Genomic DNA, 17,956 nt, shown 5'->3' with positions numbered 1-17,956 from the left:
CTCAGCGCTGGATGACGAAATCGGGCGAGGCCAGCGCCAGCTGCACCAGCGAACGCACGCGCTCGTCGCTGTTGCGGCCCTGCGCCTTGAGGTCGTCCATCAACTTGACCAGCGCCGCGCGCGTTTCGGTAGAAGCGCCATTGCTGAACAACAGCGGCGCGATGGCATCGACCATGGCGGCGTGGTTGCCGGCCTCGGCCAGCGCCAGCAGCGGCTTGATGTCCAGCACCGGCGCACCGGTGTTGGCCGTGGGCGCATCGGCCTTGAAGTTGTTGCAGCCGGCGTCGCAGAGCTGGTTGAAGATGCTGACGAAGGTCGCCTCGTTGTAGAGCTGGAACTCCGGCGCATAAATGCCCTGCGCACCGCCGCTGGCCTGCAGCCGGTAGTCCGGCTCGAAGAAGTTGAAGACCGACGGCGAGCGCAGCGAATCCTGCGCCAGCGAGGTGGAAAAATCCCAGGCGGCGTTGAAGTTGAAGTAGTACTGGCCATCGCTGCGCGGCACGTACTTGGCATCGAAGGCGCGCCAGAGCGTGGCCAGCTGGACCAGCGGCTCGCGCGCCTTTCCATAGGTGGCGTTGTCGGCCGCCGGTGGCGTGCGCGCCTCGGTATCCAGCAGGATCGCCTTGATCACGCTGCCCAGGTTGCCGCCGCTCTTGTCCCAGGCATCGCTGACCCGGGCGATGTAGGCCGGGCTGGGATTGCTGGTGACGAAGCGCTGGATCAGCTGCCGGCTGATGAAGGGCGCGGTGTTGGGATGGGCCGACAGCGCGTCCAGCATCCTGGCCAGGCTCTTGCTGCAGTCGTTGCCCTCGTTGATGACCACGCCGCGAAAGATCGCCTTGGGCTGGTCGTCATGGTAGCGCGGCACGCAGGTCATGGGCCGCGCCTCGTTGTCCGCGCCCCACTTCCAGTAGTTGCTCTCGGTGTTGCCGTACCAGGTCCAGCCGGTCAGCACACGGGCCATGGCGCTGACCACCGCCTGGTCGTAGGTCGGGATGGGTTGGCCGGCCGCATCGGTCTTGAGGCTGAAGTCCGGGTTGCGCTCGAACAGGCCGATGGAGAACAGCTGCATCAGCTCGCGCGCGTAGTTCTCATCGGGTACCACGTTGATGGTCACGCCCTGCCCGTTGCGATAGCTGACCGCCTTCTGATTGGCCAGGTGGCTCAGGTACAGCCCCATCGACGGGTGCCGGGTGACCTTCTCGATCGCCTCGCGGTAGGTGCCGAAGGCGCTGCTGGCCAGCATGTCCTGGTAATTGCTGATGCGGCCGAAGTTGGCCGTGTTGTAGTCGCGATCGGAGACCACGAAGATCTCGCTCAGGGCCATGCCCATGCGCATGCGCAGCTGATCCTTGCCCACCACGGTCTGCCAGAGCCAGTAGTTGCGGCGCTCGGCGTAGCTGAGCGAGGCCACCGGGATGGACAGGATGTGCGGCTCCACCAGGGTCACCGGCGTGCGGCTGGTGTCCATCTGCTCGTCGAGCCAGGCGCGGTAGCCGATGGCCTTGACCCGGGCGATGGACTCGGTGGTGGGGCCAAAGGTGGCCTGTGCCAGGAAGCGCGCGGCCTCGGCATCGGTGGCCGGCTTGTCCGAAGGGGTGGGAGTGGGCGCAGGTGCGGGGGCCGGCGCGGGGGCCGGTGCCGGTGGGGTGCCCCCGGGCGCAGCCGAGCCAATGGCGCTCTCGCCACCGCCACCGCCGCCGCACGCGGCCAACAGGAACAGCAGACCCACCGTGGCGCCTGCACGTGCATGCGTCATCACCGACTCCATCGAAGCACAGCCAGGATCCCCCGGCCACGATGTTAACAGCGGGTGACAATTCCGGCGCCAGGCTGCGACACGGACGACACGTTTTCCCGGGTGGCGTCACATTGCAACGCCTGTTCAGCAGGCTCGCTCAGGCGTGACTACGCGCCTGGTCGTCCGCCGGCAGGCCGAAGACCTGCCGCAGATACTGCACATAGCCCGGGTCGTCGCACATGCTCTTGCCCGGCGTGTCCGACAGCTTGGCCACTGGCTGGCCATTGCAGCGGGTCATCTTGATCACGATGTTGAGCGGCTTGGGACCCACGTCGTTGGTCAGGTTGGTGCCGATGCCAAAGGCGAGTTTGCAGCGTCCACGGAAATGGGCGTACAGGCGTTCGATCCGGTCCACGTCCAGGCCATCGCTGAAGACCAGGGTCTTGGCGCGCGGATCGGTGCGGTTGGCCTGCAGATGCGCCAGCATCCGCTCGCCCCAGTGGAAGGGGTCGCCCGAGTCGTGGCGCAGGCCGTCGAACAGCTTGCAGAAGTACATGTCGTAGTCGCGCAGGAAGGCGTCTGTGCCGACGACGTCGCTGAGCGCGATGCCCAGGTCGCCGCGATACTCGCGCGCCCAGGCCTCCAGCGCGGCGGCCTGCGAATCGCGCAGGCGCGGGCCCAGCGCCTGGAAGGCCTGCAGCCACTCGTGCGCCATCGTGCCCAGCGGGGTCATGCCGTACTGGCGCGCGAAATGCACGTTGCTGGTGCCGACGAACTGCCTGCCCAAGCCCTGCTGCAGCAGCGGCAGCAGGTGTCCGTGCCAGTGCCGCGAGTAGCGGCGGCGCGTGCCGTAGTCGGCGATCGCGCAGCCCTCGGCCTCGGGCAGGGCCTTGAGCGTGTCCAGCTTCTGGCGCAGGCGGCGCTCGCCATCGACCAGATCGCCCTGCCCCAGCGCCTGGAAGTACACCTCGTTGACGATGGCCAGCAGCGGCACCTCGAACAGGATGGTGTGCAGCCAGGGGCCTTCGATCTCCAGCTCGATCTCGCCGGGTACCGCGCGCGAGGCGCGCAGGCGCACGTACTTGCGATCGAAGTGGAACAGACCGAGGAAGTCGACGAAGTCCGGCTTGATGAAGCGCAGCCCGCGCAGGTAGTCCAGCTCCTCCGGCGCAAAGCGCAGCGTGCACAGCGCATCGATCTCCTCGGAGATGCGCGGCAGGTGCACGGCCAGGTCGATGCCCGGCGTGCGGCACTTGAAGCGGTACTGCACCTGTGCGGCCGGGTATTGATGCAGCACGGCCTGCATCATCGTGAACTTGTAGAGATCGGTATCGAGCAGCGAGGGAATGACCATGCGGCCATTATGCGCCGCGCGGCTATTGCGCCTCGTTACGGCCGGCCCTGGCGAACACCGCCTGGGCGGGCTTGTTCTGCGGGGTGAAGTCGCTGTCGCGCGGGCCGCCCGCCCGTGGGTCGGTGTACCAGCACCAGATGGCCAACCCGGTGATGCCGGGCTGCTGCTCCAGGACCTGGCGCCAGCGCTGCAGCACCTCGGCCTGCAGGGCCAGGTCCACCGGCGCGGTGCGCTGCTCTGGGCTTTCCCAGGGGCGGCGCAGGCTGCCACGGGCCGAGCGCAGGCCCAGCTCGGCGATCCACACCGGGCGCTGCACCCGCTTGCCCAGTTCCGCCAGCTCGGCGGCGATCTCCTGCATCCGCGCGTCGCGGCTGCGGCTGTCCTCGGGCAGCACCGGATACAGGCTCAGTGCCACGGCATCAAACAGCGACCAGTAGCGGAAGGTCCTGGCGTGATCGATGCCATCGGCCACGTACAGCAGCTTGCCCTTGAACTGCGCGCGGATCGCCCGCACCAGGCCCGGCCATTGAGGCTGGCCCTGCAGGCGGCGCAGCTCGGTGGCCAGCACCAGGGTCTGCACGCCCTCCTCCACCGCGACCTGCGCCAGCTGCTGCACGCAGCGCTGATAGGCGGCGAACCAGGCGGTGCGATCGCCGGGGTCGGCATCGCCGGCCCAGTGGCCGGGAATCCACAGGTGGATCTTCAGCACCGGCTCCAGGCCGGCGGCGCGCATCTGCCGCAGGCCCGCGCGGACCAGCTCAGGCGTGCTGTCGCTGCCCAGCACGGGATCGCTGCTGTGCGGATCGGCCTGCCAGACGAAGGCCACCAGCAGCGCCTGGGTGGCGCCGGCCCGTGCCAGTTGCTGCAGCGAGCGTGCCGCAGGCTCGCTGCCCCACGCCGCATCGGGCGAGACCTTGACGTTGGCGCCCAGCACGAAGCCCTCCTTCGAGCTGCATCCCGATGGCAGCGCCAGCAACAACAGCCACAGCAATCCGGCGGTCAGGGCGCGCGTCGCCATACCCGGTAAGGCCCTTGTTCGTGGACGAGGAAGTAGCCCGGACGGCCGTGCTCCCACAGGCCAGGGAAACGCAGGCTGACCGCGTCGCGGCTGCCGGCTTCCGAGCGCGGATCGGCGACCACGATCTGCGGCGGGGTGCGCGCCGGGCTCAACAGGGCGAGCTTGAAGCGCTGGGAGAACGGCAGGATCAACTCGTGCGCGCTGCCGTACCCGGCGATGACGGCGAAGGCGGCGCGATCGTCGATCAAAGTCGGCATCGGCTCGCGCGCCAGCCACTGGCCCAGCGTGCGCTCTTCTTCCAGGGTCGGCGCCACCGGCCGGGCCAGGGCGGCCATCCACTCGGTCACCGCGGGCGAGGCGCGGTAACCCAGGGTCATCCAGCCGCCGCAGATGCCCAGCAGCGTCGCGAACGCGACCCCGGCCAGCATCGGCCGCGCCACCGAGCGCATCACCAGCATGCCGGCCGGCAGCAGCAGCAGGATGAAATCCGCCGGCTGCGCGGCAAACCGCCAGTAGGCCGCCAGCGCCGCGGCGGTGATCACCGTGCCGGCTGCGACGATGCCGTCGTACTGGTCGCGCGCCCGCGCCACCAGCAGGGAGAACACCAGCACCGGCACGGTCATCAGTCCGGCCAGCAGGGTCACGCCGGCCGGATACCAGAAGCGGCCGCCGGCGTCCTCCAGCCAGGGCAGATACGCCGAGGCGGAGAACGCGCCGCGGAAGCTGGAGCCGGGATCGGACAGGAAGCCGAAGCCGTCGCGCAGGAACAGCCAGTTCAGATAGACCCACCCCAGCGCGGCGAAGACCACCGGCACGTAGGTCACCAGATAGAACGCCAGCGGCGAGCGCTGCAGCACCTCGCGCGGCGCCACTAGGATCAGCCACGGGGCCAGCGCCAGCACGATGTACATGCCGCGCTCGTCCACGAACAGCAGTGCGCACAGCCAACCGCCCAGGCGCATGTAGGTCATCGGCTCGGGTCTGCCGGCGACATCGGCGAACACGCGCAGCAGGCGATAGAGCAGGAACAGGCCCAGGCCCTGCTGCTGCCCCGAGGTCGCCGCCCACCATAGGTACGGATGGGCAAACAGCAGCAGCACCAGCAGGCTGGCCCAGCCCGCGCCATGACGATGCGCGATGTCCCGCCAGACCGAGGCGCCGAGCAGGCTGATGGCCACCAGGTCCAGCACGTAGGGCACCGCCTCGGCGTGCACGCCCGGCAGCGCCGCCAGCAGCGCGCCCAGGTAGGTCGTTGCCTGCGGATACTCAAAGCCCAGGTATTCCAGGCGGAAGCCGGCCGCATCCCGCAACACGTAGAGCTTGGCGGTCATCGCCAGCGCATCGGCGCTGACCAGGCCGTGCATGCGCGTGAGCCAGCACAGCGCGCCCAGCGCGGCCAGCAGCAGCGCGAACACCAGCACCGCCGGCCAGGCCGGCGGCGCGCGTTCAGCCGTCGAGTGCGGCCTGACGCTCAGCGGCCATGTGCTTGCTGATGCCATGCGTGGTCTTTTCCCAGTAGAACGGATTGTGGATCAGCTGCCACAGGCCCTTGTAGGCGGAGATGGACTGCAGCACCCAGTAGAACGGCACCGTCAGCGCGTACGGCACCAGCTGCTCGTAGCCGCGCTTGAAGCCGGCGATGAGCGTGATGTAGATGAAGAAGCCGTTGCCGACGATGAGGTTGAACAGGCTCATGTACAGCAGCGAGGGCGGGAACACCGGATCTGCCACGCGAGTGCCGGTGGCCAGCACCACGATGCACAGCGCCCACAGGATCGGCGCCACCAGCGCGGTGAAGAAGCCGCCGCCGATGAAGAACTGGAAACCCCAGAACCCGCGAAAACCCGTGGACCGGTACAGGTGCAGCGGCTTGCGCATGTGCACCAGCCAGGTCTGCATGTAGCCCTTGAGCCAGCGCGAGCGCTGCCGGATCCAGTTCGGGATGCTGACGTTGGCTTCCTCGAAGGTGGTCGAATTGACCACGCTGACGCGGTAGCCGTTCTGGATCAGGCGCACGCCCAGGTCGGCGTCCTCGGTGACGTTGAACGGATCCCAGGCGTGGATCTTGCGCAGTACGTCCAGGCGGAAATGGTTCGAGGTGCCACCCAGCGGGATCGGGATGCGCAGGTGCTCCAGCGCCGGCAGGTAGAAATCGAACCAGAGCGTGTACTCCAGCGCGAACATGCGCGTGAGCCAGTTCTCGTTGGCGTTGTAGTAGTTCAGCCGCGCCTGGATGCAGGCCACGTTGTCCTCGGACTTGCGGAAAGCGGCGACCACGCGCTTGAGCTGGTCCGGCTCGGGCTTGTCCTCGGCGTCGTAGATCGTCAGCAAGGTGCCGCGTGCGAAGCGCAGGGCGTAGTTGCAGGCCTTGGGCTTGGTCTTGGGCTGCGAGGGCGGCACCCGGATGATCTCGAAGAACGCCTCCAGGCCCAGCGCCTTGGCCGCCTCGATGGTCTCGGTATCGCCGGCTTCCAGCACCAGCTTCACGTCCAGCTTGGAGATCGGGTAATCCAGCCGGCGCAGGGCGTTGGCCAGGATCGGCAGGACATCCGGCTCCTTGTACATCGGCACCAGCACGGTATAGACCGGCAGGTCCTCATCACGCAGGGCGGCCACGTCCTGCTCGGTGACCTTGATATCGATGTGCCGGCGCGCGCCGTACCAGACCAGCAGCAGCTTCAACACGAAGGTCGCGATGAAGGCGAAGGACACCAGCGCGTTGAAGGCGATCAGGGTCGGCAGCGGCCAGATGGCCAGGGCCGCCACCAGCGCGCTGATCAGGCCGTACAGCCACAGCACCTGCGGCACGGTGATGACCTTGCGCGCGGACATCTCCGGGTTGTGGCCGGACAGCAGGTTCAGTGCGTCGTCGGTCAGGCGATCATCGGCGTGGCGCTGCACGCTCCAGACGATGTCGAACTTGGAGGTGCCGACGAACAGCACGTCCTCGCCATAGACCGCGCGCGCCCAGCGGAAGGTGTCCTCGCTGGGGTCGGCCACGGCCAGCACCGTGCGCCCTCCCTCGCGCCGCCATGGCAGGACCAGGCGTTGGGAGTAATCGTTCAGGCGCTGGTAGTCGAACAGCGCCGGATCGGGCCGCTCCTGCAGCAGGTTGACGAAGGCCAGCCCGAACTGCCCCGCCAGCACGCTGTAGAAATCGAAGGCGCTCATCCAGCGATGCGCCATCAACACATCGCCCAGACGCGAGTTCCAACGGCGCTGCAGGCCCAGCGCGGTGGCGAGTTGTTCCTCGGTCAACAGCCCGGCGTCCACCAGGCTGCGCCCGATGGGCTTGTCGGCCATGGCGGTGGGCCGGCGCCCGAGCAGGGGCGTTTGCGCGGTCGTGCTCATCGGATCAGTAGCGCCACCAGAACCCCAGGAAGGGGCCGCCACCGGTGCCGGTGTTGCGGCCCAGGACCGGCTGCTGCCAGCCGACCTGCAGCTGGGTGGACTGCGACAGGTTGGCGATGGCCGACAGCTGCAGCTTGGTCAGGCTGTAGTTGTTGGCCACGAAACGACCTACCGTGTCGGCGTTGGCGCCATCGTCCTTGCCATTGCCCAGGCTCTGGATCTGGTTGAGCTCGCCGATCAGCATCCAGCGCTGGGACAGTCCGACGCCAGTGGAGATGTCCGCGCGCAGCTCGTCGGCCGCGCCACCGCCGCGCAGGCGAACGGCCGCGCCCATGTCCACATAGCCGCTGCGGCTGCCCAAGGCATAGCCACGGCCGACGCTGTAGCGCAGCTCCACGCCGCCACCGCCCAGCCCGAGGGCCGGCTCGGAACTGGTGCGGGCAGGCCGGTCATAGCCCGGCACCACCACCAGGCCCTGCACGGCGCCGACCCAGGGCCCTTCCGAGCCGGGGTCAAGCCGGTAGCGCAGGCCGATCTCCTGGTCGTTCAGACCCGTCGCGGTGTCGTCCACGCCGGCCTCGGTCCTGGAGCGGTCGTTGGTGTACTTGAACCTGCTGCCGAAGAAATTGCCGACGAAGGTCAGGTTCTCGGTGAGCCCGTACTCGACGTAGAGGTTCAGCTGGTCCTGCCGGCTGCGCCCGCGATCGGGGAAATCCCGACGGTCGTGGGAATCGTCGAAATAGGCATCGCTTTCCGAATGCAGGACCTTGGCGATCCACAGGGACTGGCCCTGCTCCTGCACCCAGGCCCCGGCCCAGGCCGTGGAGCTGGCCGAGGCCAGCGCCAGGGTGATCCCGGCCATCAGCGCCAGGCGCGCGGGCTTGTTGCCCGATGCGGACTTGTTCATGCCTGACTCCTGCGCAGCTTGCGGACGACCAGCACCACCAGCACGGTCAGCAACACCCAGCCCAGGGCGAACAGCCAGCCCTTGTACTGCAGGGCGCGGTCCCACCAGGTGGTGTAGTCCGGATAGTCCACGGTCATGACATCGTTCTGGCGCGTATCCAGCGAGGTCAGCACGCCGCGGGCATCACCGAACATCAGGTCGCCAGGGCTACCCTTCATCTCCGGCGGCGCTACCGGCACGCCCTCGCCCAGCTTGCGCAGCCACAGGCCGCGCGCATTGCCGTTGCGCAGCAGGCTGGTCGCGGTGATGTCCGGCAGCGTGTCGGTGTCCAGCAGGTTGTTGCCTTGGCTGTCCTTGACCTGGATGCGCCCGCGGTCGAAGGCGATGGGCGCGCTGAAGCCCGCCGGAAGCGCGGTGCCCAGCCACACGAAGGGACGATCGGCCTGCGGCGCCTGATCGGTGGTCTGCACCACGGCCGTGCGCGGGTCCAGATCCAGCGACTTGCCCAGCCCGGCCAGGGTGCCGATCCAGGTGGCCGGCTCGGCCAGGGCCACGGCCGGCACATGCACGCTGTAACCACGGCCCACGCTGCCGGCGAAGGCGGCGATGGTCTCGGCCGCCGCATCGTTCGGCCGCGTTTCCAGGGTGGAGGACGGCAGCAGTTGCGCGTAGGCGTTGGGCACCGGACCGTGGCACAGGCTGGTGGTGGTCTGGCGCATCAGCACCACCCGCACCGGGCCGGAGGTGATGGGGCCGCCTTCCACCAACGGCACCGTCACCGTCTGCGTCCCGCCACGCTGCGGCATGGTCTCCAGTCCGCGCAAAGCGTTGTTCTGGAACACGTACAGCACCAGAGCGTGGTCGTCGCTGGGCGGCACGATCAGGTTCAGGCGCAGCTTGGACAGCGCGCGGCCGGCGGGCAGCGCATCGACATTGAAGGTCCATTCCGCCGCGTCGGAAAAACGGCGGGCGCTGGTGTCGGCACCCAATTGCGTCAACGGCACGACATCGCCACCGACCGGCTTGGCGTGCCCGGCCACGGACTGGGCATACGCACGACCGGCGAGCAGACGCGACCACGGCTCGGCCAGGGTATCGATCTGGAACGGCTCGGCGATGGCCAGCTGCGTGCCGTTGGCGCCCTCGGTCAGCGCCATGGTCTGGCCGTCGCTCAGCGTCACACCATTGAGGGCCAGCTGCGCGCGTGGGCCGATGACGATATCGCCACCTTCGGCAAGCGAAGAGAATGCCACCTGGTGGCCGTGCGCCTGCAGGGTGCTGGCCAGCATCCATCCGGCCCGCAGCTCCTCCGGGCCCGGCGCGGGCGCGGCGACGGCGATACGCACCTGGTGCGGGAGCGTGGTCAGGAAGCCGCGGATACTGCGCGGCGCGGCGGCCGGCACGCCGAAGGCCAGGCGACTTTGCGGCAGCACGGTCACGAAGTCCTGGCCAGTACCCTGCCAGGTGCACTTGGTGTCATCGCTGGAGAAATTGGCGCGGACCCGGACTTCCAGGTAAGGGCGTCGCAGGTCTTCCTGGCTTAGCGGCAGGACCAGCGAGCGCGGTGCGGTCTCGCCGATGGCGCCGGCCAGGGCCACGGTCTGCCGTGGCGTGCCGTTGAGCGCGACCTGCAACGAGGCCGACGGCCCCAGCATCGCCGAACTGGTGAACAACAGTTCGAGGCGGGGGTTGGAGACCTCCACGTCCTGGGGAACCGGCAGGTAGAAGGACACGCTGCCCTCCTGCGTGCTCTGCTGCAGGCCTTCGCGATAGCCGAGATCGGACAGTGAGCGGCTGACCTCGGTGCGCGCCGCGACCGAGGGTGTTGGCCCGGACGTTGCGTCTGGGGCCACGTCCTGTGCGTAGAGCGGGATGACTGCTGCAAAAAAGCTGCACAACAACAAGCGCGACCGAAGGCCGTGGAAGAACGTCATCTGAATTCCTGTGGGGGCAAAAGCCCTTGCGGGCCGGGAGATCAGCGGCGCTGGCACGCCGCGGCCACGGTATTCGGTTTGATCCGCCGTGTACATCGCCCCCGCCTCTTCGGCCGGGCACCGCCACGCCTGAGTCCGCACCAACCCCGGGTTACGTGATCGTACGTACGTTGTGCCCGAATCAGGCCAGGCTGCGCAGCAGGCGCGGCACCTGGGCCAGGGCATGCAGCCAGATCACCGCCCACACCAGCCGGCGCATCAGCCAGCTGCGCCGGGGCGCCTCGAACTTGCGGAAATAGCGCCACAGGCCGCGATGCTTGTGCCATTCCACGAAGAACGGCCGCGAGCGGCTGGACACGCCGCGCAGATGGACCACGGCAATGTCGTTGGCCACGCCCACCTGCCCGCCCGCCAGGCGCACCTTGCGGCACAGGTCCAGGTCCTCGGCATGCAGACGGTAGCCTTCGTCGAAGCCACCCACCCGCTGAAACAGCGACCGCGGCACCAGCATCAGCGCCCCGGAGACCGCCTCCAGCGGCTGCAGCGCCTGCGTCGGGTCCGGCGCCACCGCCAGCTTGGGTGCGCGCAGGGGGTAACGCACCATCGCCGCGAAATCCGGGTCGCGCCGGCGCGCGGCACCGTCGGCCACGCCGGCCTCATCGACCAGGTGCACGCCCAGCAGTCCTTCCCCGCCCAGGGCCAGGGCGTGGTCCTGCAGCCGGCGCAGGCTGTCGGCCTGGACCAGCAGGTCGGGATTGACGAAGGCCAGCCAGGGCGCGGTGCTGTCGCGCGCGCCCTGGTTGCAGGCCACGGAAAAGCCTGGGTTGTCGGGATTGGCGATGAAGTGCACGCGCGGGTCGCGCGCGGCATGGCGCTGGATGATCTCCAGGGTGCCATCGCGCGAGTCGTTGTCGACCACGCGGATCTCGCCCACGCCCTGGGCCAGGCGCAGGCGACGCAGGCAGTCCTCGATGGTCGAGGCGCTCTGGTAGGTCACCACCACCACCGCGATGTCGCGCGGCGTCGCCGCCCCTGCGCCCGCACTCATCGTGCGGCCGTTCCCGGCGCAGGGCGCGAAGCGCATGGCAGGCTGCCTTGCGGCATGGGCGGGTCTCTGTGGCGCGAAGGCGCACAGGATACCCGCCGCTGCGAGGCCGGTCAGCGCCGTTGTGGTCAGCCCAGGAACGGCAGCCTGGCCGTGGCGAAGTTGTTCAGGCCGGGGAAGATGGTCTGCAGCTCGCTGTTGCCTACGCCGAACCAGCTGGACACGGTGGCGCCCAGCTGGCCCACCGACATGGTCGGGATCATGCGGCCGCGCCCCAGCGACTGCGGGCCGTTGAGCTCCAGCAGCGGGTAGTCGCCCCACACGCGGCCGCCCTGCAGCGGCCCGCCGTTGGCCGCACTGCCGCCCATCACCAGCTGCACCCCGCCCCAGGCGTGGTCGGTGCCGTTGCCATTGCTGTTGAGCGTGCGACCGAAATCGCTCATGGAGAAGGTCACCACATCGTTGAGCGAGTTGATCTCGGCCAGCGCCGTGCGGAACGCGGCCAGCGCGTCGCCCAGCTGGCCCAGCAGCGCGCCATGGCCGTTGGGCGCCATCTGGTTCTGGTGGGTGTCAAAGCCGCCCATGCTGGCGAAGAACACCTGGCGGCGATGGCCGATGGCCGAGCTGCGCCCGGCCTTGATCAGCCGCGCGATCATGCGCAGCTGGCTGGCCAGCCCGTTGTTGGACGGAAACACGGTGGCGATGTCGCCGCCATTGGCCGGCAGCAGCGCCGTCTGCAGGCGCAGGTTGAGCTGGATGGCACTGTCGCTGACCACGCCGTACTGGTCGGTCAGCGCCGGCGTGTAGTCGCGCTGGATCAGCGCCTGCAACGCCTGGTCGCGGATCTTGTCGGCGGCGTTGCCGGTGGCGGAGAAACGCCGGGTGGCGGTGGGCCCGCTGGAGGCCACCGCGTACGGCAACGTGCTGGCGCCCAGCTGGTAGAGGTTGTTGCCGGCCAGGCTGATACCCGGCGGCAGCGCCGGCGTGCCGGTGTTCAGGCCCTTGAGCCGATCGGCCGCGCGCCCGCCCCAGCCGGTGGACATGCTCTGGAAGGACGAGCCGCCCATCCACTGCTTCTGCTGGTCGTTGTGGGAGTACAGATAGCTCGGCAGCTGCTTGGTCTTCTTGTTGACCTCGTCCTTGGTGACCGGCGTGGCCAGCGTGCCGATGTTGGCCAGGAACGCCAGCTCGCCGGCGTCGAACAGGCTTTTCATGCCGCCGCAGCTGGGGTGCAGGCCCCAGGTCTTGCCGAAGGGGTCGGTGACCTGCAGCAGCGCATCGCGGGCGATGCCCAGACCGAAGGGGTTGCTGGTGGCGTCGTACACCCCGCCGCGGCTGGCGTTGTAGATGTCGTACTCCCCGCTGGCGTGCGGGATGAGCATGTTGTACGAGTCGCTGCCGCCGAACAGGAAGATGCACACCATGGCGCGGTAGTCGCCCGGGGCTTCGGCGGCGACGGCGCGGCCGGCCAGTTCGAGCTGCGGCAGCAGCGCGTAGGCGGCGCCGCCGGCCAGCATGGTGGACAGGCCGCGCAGGAAGGAGCGGCGGTCTTCGCGAGTGGAATGGGACATGTCGGTTCTCAGCGCTGGACAGCGAATTCGGGGGAGGCGAAGGCGAGCAGCACCAGCGAGCGCGCCTGTTCGTTGGCGCTGACCTTGGCCGTGGCCAGGTCGGTCAGCATTTTGGTCATCACCGTCTTGGTCTCGGCCGGCATCGCGCCGTAGAACAGCAGCAGGTTGACCTCTTCGACCATGCCGGCGCGGTCGTTATTGGTGGCCATGGCGGTCAAGCGCGACAGATCCAGCACCGGCGCATTGGTGGTGGCCGTGGGCGCCTCGCCGGCGAAGCTCCACACCAGCGCCTCGTGCTGGTTGAGCGAGCTGATGTAGGTCGCCTCGGTCAGGATCTGGAACTCCGGCGCATACAGGCCCGGCGCGCCATTGATGCCGGGCAGGCGGTAGCCGGGTTCGAAGAAGTTGAACACCGACGGCGCGCGCACCGATTCCTGCTGCAGCGAGCTGGTTAGATCGCCCGCGTTGGTGAAGGAGAACTTCACCAGCCCGTATTCGCCCGGGATGTACTTGGCCTCGAAGCTGCGCCACAGCGTGGCGATCTTCACCAGCGGCTCGCGGGCCTTGCCGAAGCTGGCATCGGTGGGCGCCACGCGCGCCTCGTTGTCCAGCAGGATCGCCTTGACCACCTTGCCCAGGTTGCCGTTGCTGTCGGTCCAGGCCTTGGACACGCGGCCGATGTAGGCCGGGCTGGGGTTGCTGGTGACCAGGCGCTGGATCAGCTGGCGGCTGATGAAGGGCGCCACGTTCTTGTGCGCGGCCAGCGCATCCAGGGTCTTGTTCAGGCTGGCGGTGCAGTTGTTGCCCTCGTTGATGACGATGCCGTTGAAGATGGTCTTGGGCTGGTCGTCGTGGAACTTGGGGTGGCACTCCATCGGCGCGAAGCTGTTGTTCTCGTTGCGGCCGTACTGGGCGTCGGTCTGGCCGGCGTAGGTCCAGCCGGTGAACACCCGCGACATGCCGCTGACCACGTCCTGGTCGTAGGTCGGCAGCGGGTTGCCGGCGCTGTCCTTGACCTCGGAGAAGTCGGCGTTGCGCTGGATCAGGCCGATGGAGAACAGCTGCATGACCTCGCGACCGTAGTTCTCGTCAGGCGTCAGGTTCTTTGCCGGGTCGGCCTTGCGATTGCCGACGTGGCTGAGGAAGTACCCCATCGCCGGGTGCACGGAGACATCGCCCAGTACGGCGCGATAGCTGCCGAAGGCATCGCGGTTGAGCATGTCCTGGTAGTCGGCGATGCGGTACAGGGTCTGCTTGCCGTCGGCCACTTCGCGGTCGGACACCACGAAGATCTCGCCCAGGGCGAAGCCCACGCGCATGCGCAGCTGGTCGCTGGCGGTGGCCGCACGCCACAGCCACAGGTTGCGGCGGAACTGCGGCTGCAGGGCATCGCGGGCCATGCCGGCCGCTTCCACCGCCTGCAGCCCGGCCAGCACCGAGTTCACCGGCGTGGCGCTGCTGTCCATCTGCTCGTCGATCCACTTGCTGTAGCCGATCTGGCGCACGCGGGCGATGTCGGCACGGGTCGGGCCGAAGGTGGCCTGGGTCAGGAAGCGCGCGGCCTCCGCGTCGCTCTGCGGGATGTCCGAATAGGCCGCCGGTGTCGGCGCCGGGGCCGGCGCGGGGGCGGGTGCAGGTGCGGGCGTGGCGCCGCCGGGCGCCGGCGAGGCCGCGGGCGCGTCCCCACCACCGCCGCCGCCGCAGGCAGCCAGGGTCCCCAGCGCGCACACGAGCATGCCGTGGCGCATCAGCGTCAAGTGCTTCATCGATCGATCTCTCCAAGTGCCACCGTGGCTGCGGTGGCGTGTAGCTGTCACTCCGGACGGCGCATTGAATGGCGTCCAACCCGGCGTGTGTCTCCCCGGACTGGAGTCTATGTCACAACCTGTTGCGGAATGGCACGAAGTGACGCGCCATGCCCAGATGGGAATGCATGCGGCGTGCCAGCGCGGGGCGTCAATCGAACAGCGCGCGCTGGGGAGTGTCCGAATTGCTGGCGGCCAGGGCCGCAGTCAGGTTGGCGCGCAGGGGATGCAGGGGGTCGTGCATCAGGAAGGTGGCGATCCGGGCCTGCCAGGCGGGCCAGCGCGTGGCCAGGCGCTCCAGCTCGCCCTCGGCCGGGCCGCCCTCGCCGCTGCGGCCGACGAAGGCGGTCTCGCACAGCACGTTGCGCCAGCCCAGGCCGGCCAGTCGCAGCGACAGATCGATCAGGGCGGCATACCAGGAATCGAACGTGGCCATGTCCAGACCGCCAGCGCGTTGACGCGCGCGGCCATTGATCCACACCGCGTGGTCCACCGCGGCGGGAAGCTCGGGAAGCGTGGGCGCCAGCCGCGCGGCGGCCTGCGCCAGTGCGTCCAGGTCCGCGGGCAACGGGAAGACCTCACCCAGGCGCGGCCAGCTGGCGGTCTGGCCGGCATTGCACCAGGGCGTGGCCGTGGCGATGGCGGCATCCTGACGCCCGCAGGCCGCCAGCCGATTGGCCCAGCCAGGGGTCGGCACCGCATCGGGCGCCAGGACCAGCACATCGGCCTCGCCACACGCCGCCAGCACCTGGTCCAGGTGCGCCACCGCCCCGACCGGCTGGGCGCGCCGGCTGTATTCGGCCTGCAGCGGCGTGGCGGCCAGCCAGCGCTGGATGACCGCCTGCCCGCGCGGCCCGGCCTGGGCGTCGTCGGCCAACCACACCGGGGTCCCGGCCGGTGTGCCGGCATCCAGCGCCGCCAGGCAGGCGTCCAGGGCCACATCGTCGGTGCCCACGGGCAGGACGATCACCGGCAGGCTCATGCGGGTGGGCGCCCTCAGCGCCGGGGCTTGGCGCCGCGCTCGGGCAGCGGGTCCATGGCGCGGAAGCGGCGGCCGTATTCCTCGGTCAGACGGCTGGCCTGGCCGGGGTCGCGGATCAGGGTCGGGGTCAGCAGCACCACGATTTCGCTGCGGCGCGTGTTCTGGTTCTGCTGGCCGAACAGGGCGCCGATCACCGGGATCCGGCTCAGCCCCGGGAAGCCGGAAGAGCCGCGCTCGGTGGTGTCCTGGATCAGGCCGGCCAACAGCACGGTTTCGCCGCTGTTGACGATGGCCGTGGTCTTCAGGCTGCGATTGTTGATGGTGAAGTTGCCGTTGGCATCGCCGGTGCCGGTCGGCGAGCTGACTTCCTGGATCACGTCCAGGAACACCGTGCCCTCGCGGGTCACGCGCGGGCGCACCTTGAGGATGGTGCCGGTATCCAGATACTGGACCTGGCTGTAGGTGTTGTCGTTGCCCACCCCGGTGCTGACGTTCACCGAATTGATCGGGATCCGGCTGCCCACGGTCAGCGAGGCCTCGTAGTTGTTGCGCACCGTCAGCGACGGCGTCTGCAGCATGTGCACGTCGGACACTTCGTCCAGCGCCCTGACCAGGCCCACGCCGTTGTTCACGCCGAAGGTATACAGCAGGCCGCCGGTCCCGTTGGGGCCGGCGGGGGTGAGGTTGCGCAGCCCCACCCCGTCGGGAACGGTGGGGATGGTGCCGTCGGCGTTGCGCAGGAACCAGCTCACGCCATAGCTCAGGTCACCGGTCAGCGCCACTTCCATCACCTGCGCCTCGATATGCACCTGCAGCGGCATGCTGTCGAGCTTGTCGATGACATCGCGGATGGACTTCCAGGCCGAGGCGCTGGAGCGCACCAGCAGGGTGTTGGTTTCCTCCACCGCCGCCACGCCGACCCGGTCGCCGTCCACGTCCAGGGTCACGCTGCCGTTGCCGCCGCTGCGCTCGCCCAGCTGCAGGCTGCCGATGCCGCCCGAGCCGCCAGCGCCGCCACCCAGGCCCGAGGACGACCCGCCCAGCCCGCTACCGCTGCCGAAGGCGCTGCCATCGCTATTGCCGCCGATGGTGGCCGAGCTGGTGCCCATGCGGCCGTCGAAGCCGCCATCGTTGATCGTGGTGGAGTTCAGGCCCGGCATCAACGACACCGACTCGTTGCCGGCGCTGCTGCCGCGCCCGGCCCCGCCGCCGTAGACCTCGGCCAGGCGCTGGGCCAGGTCCTTGGCGGTGATGTACTTCAGCTCGTGCGAATACAGCCGCACGCCGTCGCCGGCCCCGTCGATGCGGTCCACCCACTGCTGGATCTGCTCCAGGTAGGCCGGCTGGGAGGTGATCGCCAGCACTGCGTTGGCGCCGTCCAGCGGCATGAAGCGGAACATGCCGGCCACCGGCGACTTGCCCTGCTCGCCGAAGATCTTCTCCAGGTCGGCGGCGACCTTGGCCGCGCGGCTGGTCTCCAGCGGGAACACGCCCACGGACATGCTGGACATCCAGTCCACGTCGAACACCTCGATAGTGCGCAGGTAGTTCTCCAGCTCGCTACGGGTGCCGGCCACGGTGATCAGGTTGCGGCCGCTGTCGACGTTGACGATGGCGTTGGGCTGCGCATAGGGCTTGAGCAGCTTTTCCATCTCCGCCGCGGCGATGAAGCGCAGCGGCACCACCCGCGATTCGAACCCGCGGGCGTTGCTTGCCGGGCCGCTGCGCGGGGCGATGGAGCCGCTGGCCAGGGCGCGATCGGCCGGCACGATGTTGTAGCGGCCATCGCGATAGACCATGCGCGCGTTGTTCCAGCCCAGCACCATCTCCAGCAGCGACAGCGCCGCCGAGGCGTTGACCGGGTGCGGCGTGGCCAGGGTCACCGTGCCCTGCACTTCCGGGGCGATGACGTAGTTCTGCCCCAGCATGTCGCCCAGGATCGCCTTGACCACCGCGTGCACCGATTCGCCTTCGAAATTGAAGGTGGCCTCGCCCGAGGTCGCCGCCAGCTGCGGCGGCGGTGCGGCGGCCACGCTGCGGTTGATCACCTGCCCGGTGCCGCGATGCAGGCGCGCGGCAGGCGCTGCGCCGTCGTCGGGCAGCGCCTCCTGGCGCACCTGCTCGGGCACGGCCTGCGGGTCTGGCTTGCGCAGCTCCGGGCGCGGATTGCTGGCGCAGCCGGACAGGGCCGTGGCCAGCGCGGCGAACAACAGGGTGTGGGCGGTCAGGCGTGGCGTCATCGATGCGA

Annotated in this window: 12 protein-coding genes; all 12 read right to left on the bottom strand. The window is 69.0% G+C overall.

The window, feature by feature from the left end; genetic code table 11:
• Position 1: 1 nt before the first annotated feature.
• Positions 2–1,759, bottom strand: a complete 1,758-nt coding sequence (locus tag EPA99_RS15845; protein ID WP_164978676.1) for a DUF1800 domain-containing protein — start codon at positions 1,757–1,759, stop codon at positions 2–4.
• Between the two features lie 139 nt (positions 1,760–1,898).
• Positions 1,899–3,095 carry a nicotinate phosphoribosyltransferase gene (pncB, locus tag EPA99_RS15840; RefSeq protein WP_129472218.1) on the bottom strand — a complete coding sequence of 399 codons (1,197 nt, stop codon included), beginning with the start codon at positions 3,093–3,095 and terminating at the stop codon, positions 1,899–1,901.
• 22 nt (positions 3,096–3,117) lie between these two features.
• The gene (locus EPA99_RS15835) at positions 3,118–4,113 is read right to left on the bottom strand and encodes a glycoside hydrolase family 113 (protein WP_129472217.1); all 996 of its coding nucleotides are present in this window, start codon (positions 4,111–4,113) and stop codon (positions 3,118–3,120) included.
• Positions 4,095–5,612 (bottom strand): hypothetical protein, encoded by a 1,518-nt coding sequence (locus tag EPA99_RS15830; RefSeq protein ID WP_129472216.1) that lies wholly within the window; start codon positions 5,610–5,612, stop codon positions 4,095–4,097. The genes EPA99_RS15835 and EPA99_RS15830 overlap by 19 nt, the downstream gene beginning before the upstream one ends.
• On the bottom strand, positions 5,560–7,464 hold the full coding sequence (locus tag EPA99_RS15825; protein WP_129472215.1) for a glycosyltransferase family 2 protein: 1,905 nt from the start codon (positions 7,462–7,464) through the stop codon (positions 5,560–5,562). Before EPA99_RS15825 ends, EPA99_RS15830 begins: the two co-directional genes overlap by 53 nt.
• 4 nt (positions 7,465–7,468) lie before the next feature.
• Positions 7,469–8,371, bottom strand: a complete 903-nt coding sequence (locus tag EPA99_RS15820) for a hypothetical protein (protein WP_338325400.1) — start codon at positions 8,369–8,371, stop codon at positions 7,469–7,471.
• On the bottom strand, positions 8,368–10,224 hold the full coding sequence (locus EPA99_RS15815; protein WP_164978675.1) for a cellulose biosynthesis cyclic di-GMP-binding regulatory protein BcsB: 1,857 nt from the start codon (positions 10,222–10,224) through the stop codon (positions 8,368–8,370). The genes EPA99_RS15820 and EPA99_RS15815 overlap by 4 nt, the downstream gene beginning before the upstream one ends.
• Positions 10,225–10,486: 262 nt before the next feature.
• Positions 10,487–11,353, bottom strand: coding sequence for a glycosyltransferase family 2 protein (locus tag EPA99_RS15810; protein WP_129472213.1), 867 nt, complete (start codon positions 11,351–11,353; stop codon positions 10,487–10,489).
• 125 nt (positions 11,354–11,478) lie between these two features.
• Positions 11,479–12,921 (bottom strand): DUF1501 domain-containing protein, encoded by a 1,443-nt coding sequence (locus tag EPA99_RS15805; protein WP_129472212.1) that lies wholly within the window; start codon positions 12,919–12,921, stop codon positions 11,479–11,481.
• A gap of 8 nt (positions 12,922–12,929) precedes the next feature.
• Positions 12,930–14,687, bottom strand: coding sequence for a DUF1800 domain-containing protein (locus tag EPA99_RS15800; RefSeq protein WP_129472211.1), 1,758 nt, complete (start codon positions 14,685–14,687; stop codon positions 12,930–12,932).
• A gap of 190 nt (positions 14,688–14,877) precedes the next feature.
• Positions 14,878–15,708 carry a glycosyltransferase family 2 protein gene (locus EPA99_RS15795; protein WP_206733783.1) on the bottom strand — a complete coding sequence of 277 codons (831 nt, stop codon included), beginning with the start codon at positions 15,706–15,708 and terminating at the stop codon, positions 14,878–14,880.
• 14 nt (positions 15,709–15,722) lie between these two features.
• Entirely contained in the window at positions 15,723–17,948 is a 2,226-nt protein-coding gene (gene gspD / locus EPA99_RS15790) for a type II secretion system secretin GspD (RefSeq protein WP_129472210.1), read from the bottom strand.
• Between the last annotated feature and the right edge of the window lie 8 nt (positions 17,949–17,956).

Origin of the sequence: Pseudoxanthomonas composti (assembly GCF_004122095.1) — a bacterium.
Lineage (GTDB): Bacteria > Pseudomonadota > Gammaproteobacteria > Xanthomonadales > Xanthomonadaceae > Pseudoxanthomonas_A > Pseudoxanthomonas_A composti.
Note: the sequence above shows the minus strand (reverse complement) of the source record. Positions and strands in the feature narration are given on the sequence as shown.

Bases quoted from the DNA above. Each gene is read 5' to 3' on its own strand.
- EPA99_RS15845 (WP_164978676.1), bottom strand. From the start codon at position 1,759: ATGACGCATGCACGTGCAGGCGCCACGGTGGGTCTGCTGTTCCTGTTG.
- pncB (WP_129472218.1), bottom strand. From the start codon at position 3,095: ATGGTCATTCCCTCGCTGCTCGATACCGATCTCTACAAGTTCACGATG.
- EPA99_RS15835 (WP_129472217.1), bottom strand. From the start codon at position 4,113: ATGGCGACGCGCGCCCTGACCGCCGGATTGCTGTGGCTGTTGTTGCTG.
- EPA99_RS15830 (WP_129472216.1), bottom strand. From the start codon at position 5,612: ATGGCATCAGCAAGCACATGGCCGCTGAGCGTCAGGCCGCACTCGACG.
- EPA99_RS15825 (WP_129472215.1), bottom strand. From the start codon at position 7,464: ATGAGCACGACCGCGCAAACGCCCCTGCTCGGGCGCCGGCCCACCGCC.
- EPA99_RS15820 (WP_338325400.1), bottom strand. From the start codon at position 8,371: ATGAACAAGTCCGCATCGGGCAACAAGCCCGCGCGCCTGGCGCTGATG.
- EPA99_RS15810 (WP_129472213.1), bottom strand. From the start codon at position 11,353: ATGAGTGCGGGCGCAGGGGCGGCGACGCCGCGCGACATCGCGGTGGTG.
- EPA99_RS15805 (WP_129472212.1), bottom strand. From the start codon at position 12,921: ATGTCCCATTCCACTCGCGAAGACCGCCGCTCCTTCCTGCGCGGCCTG.
- EPA99_RS15800 (WP_129472211.1), bottom strand. From the start codon at position 14,687: ATGAAGCACTTGACGCTGATGCGCCACGGCATGCTCGTGTGCGCGCTG.
- EPA99_RS15795 (WP_206733783.1), bottom strand. From the start codon at position 15,708: ATGAGCCTGCCGGTGATCGTCCTGCCCGTGGGCACCGACGATGTGGCC.
- gspD (WP_129472210.1), bottom strand. From the start codon at position 17,948: ATGACGCCACGCCTGACCGCCCACACCCTGTTGTTCGCCGCGCTGGCC.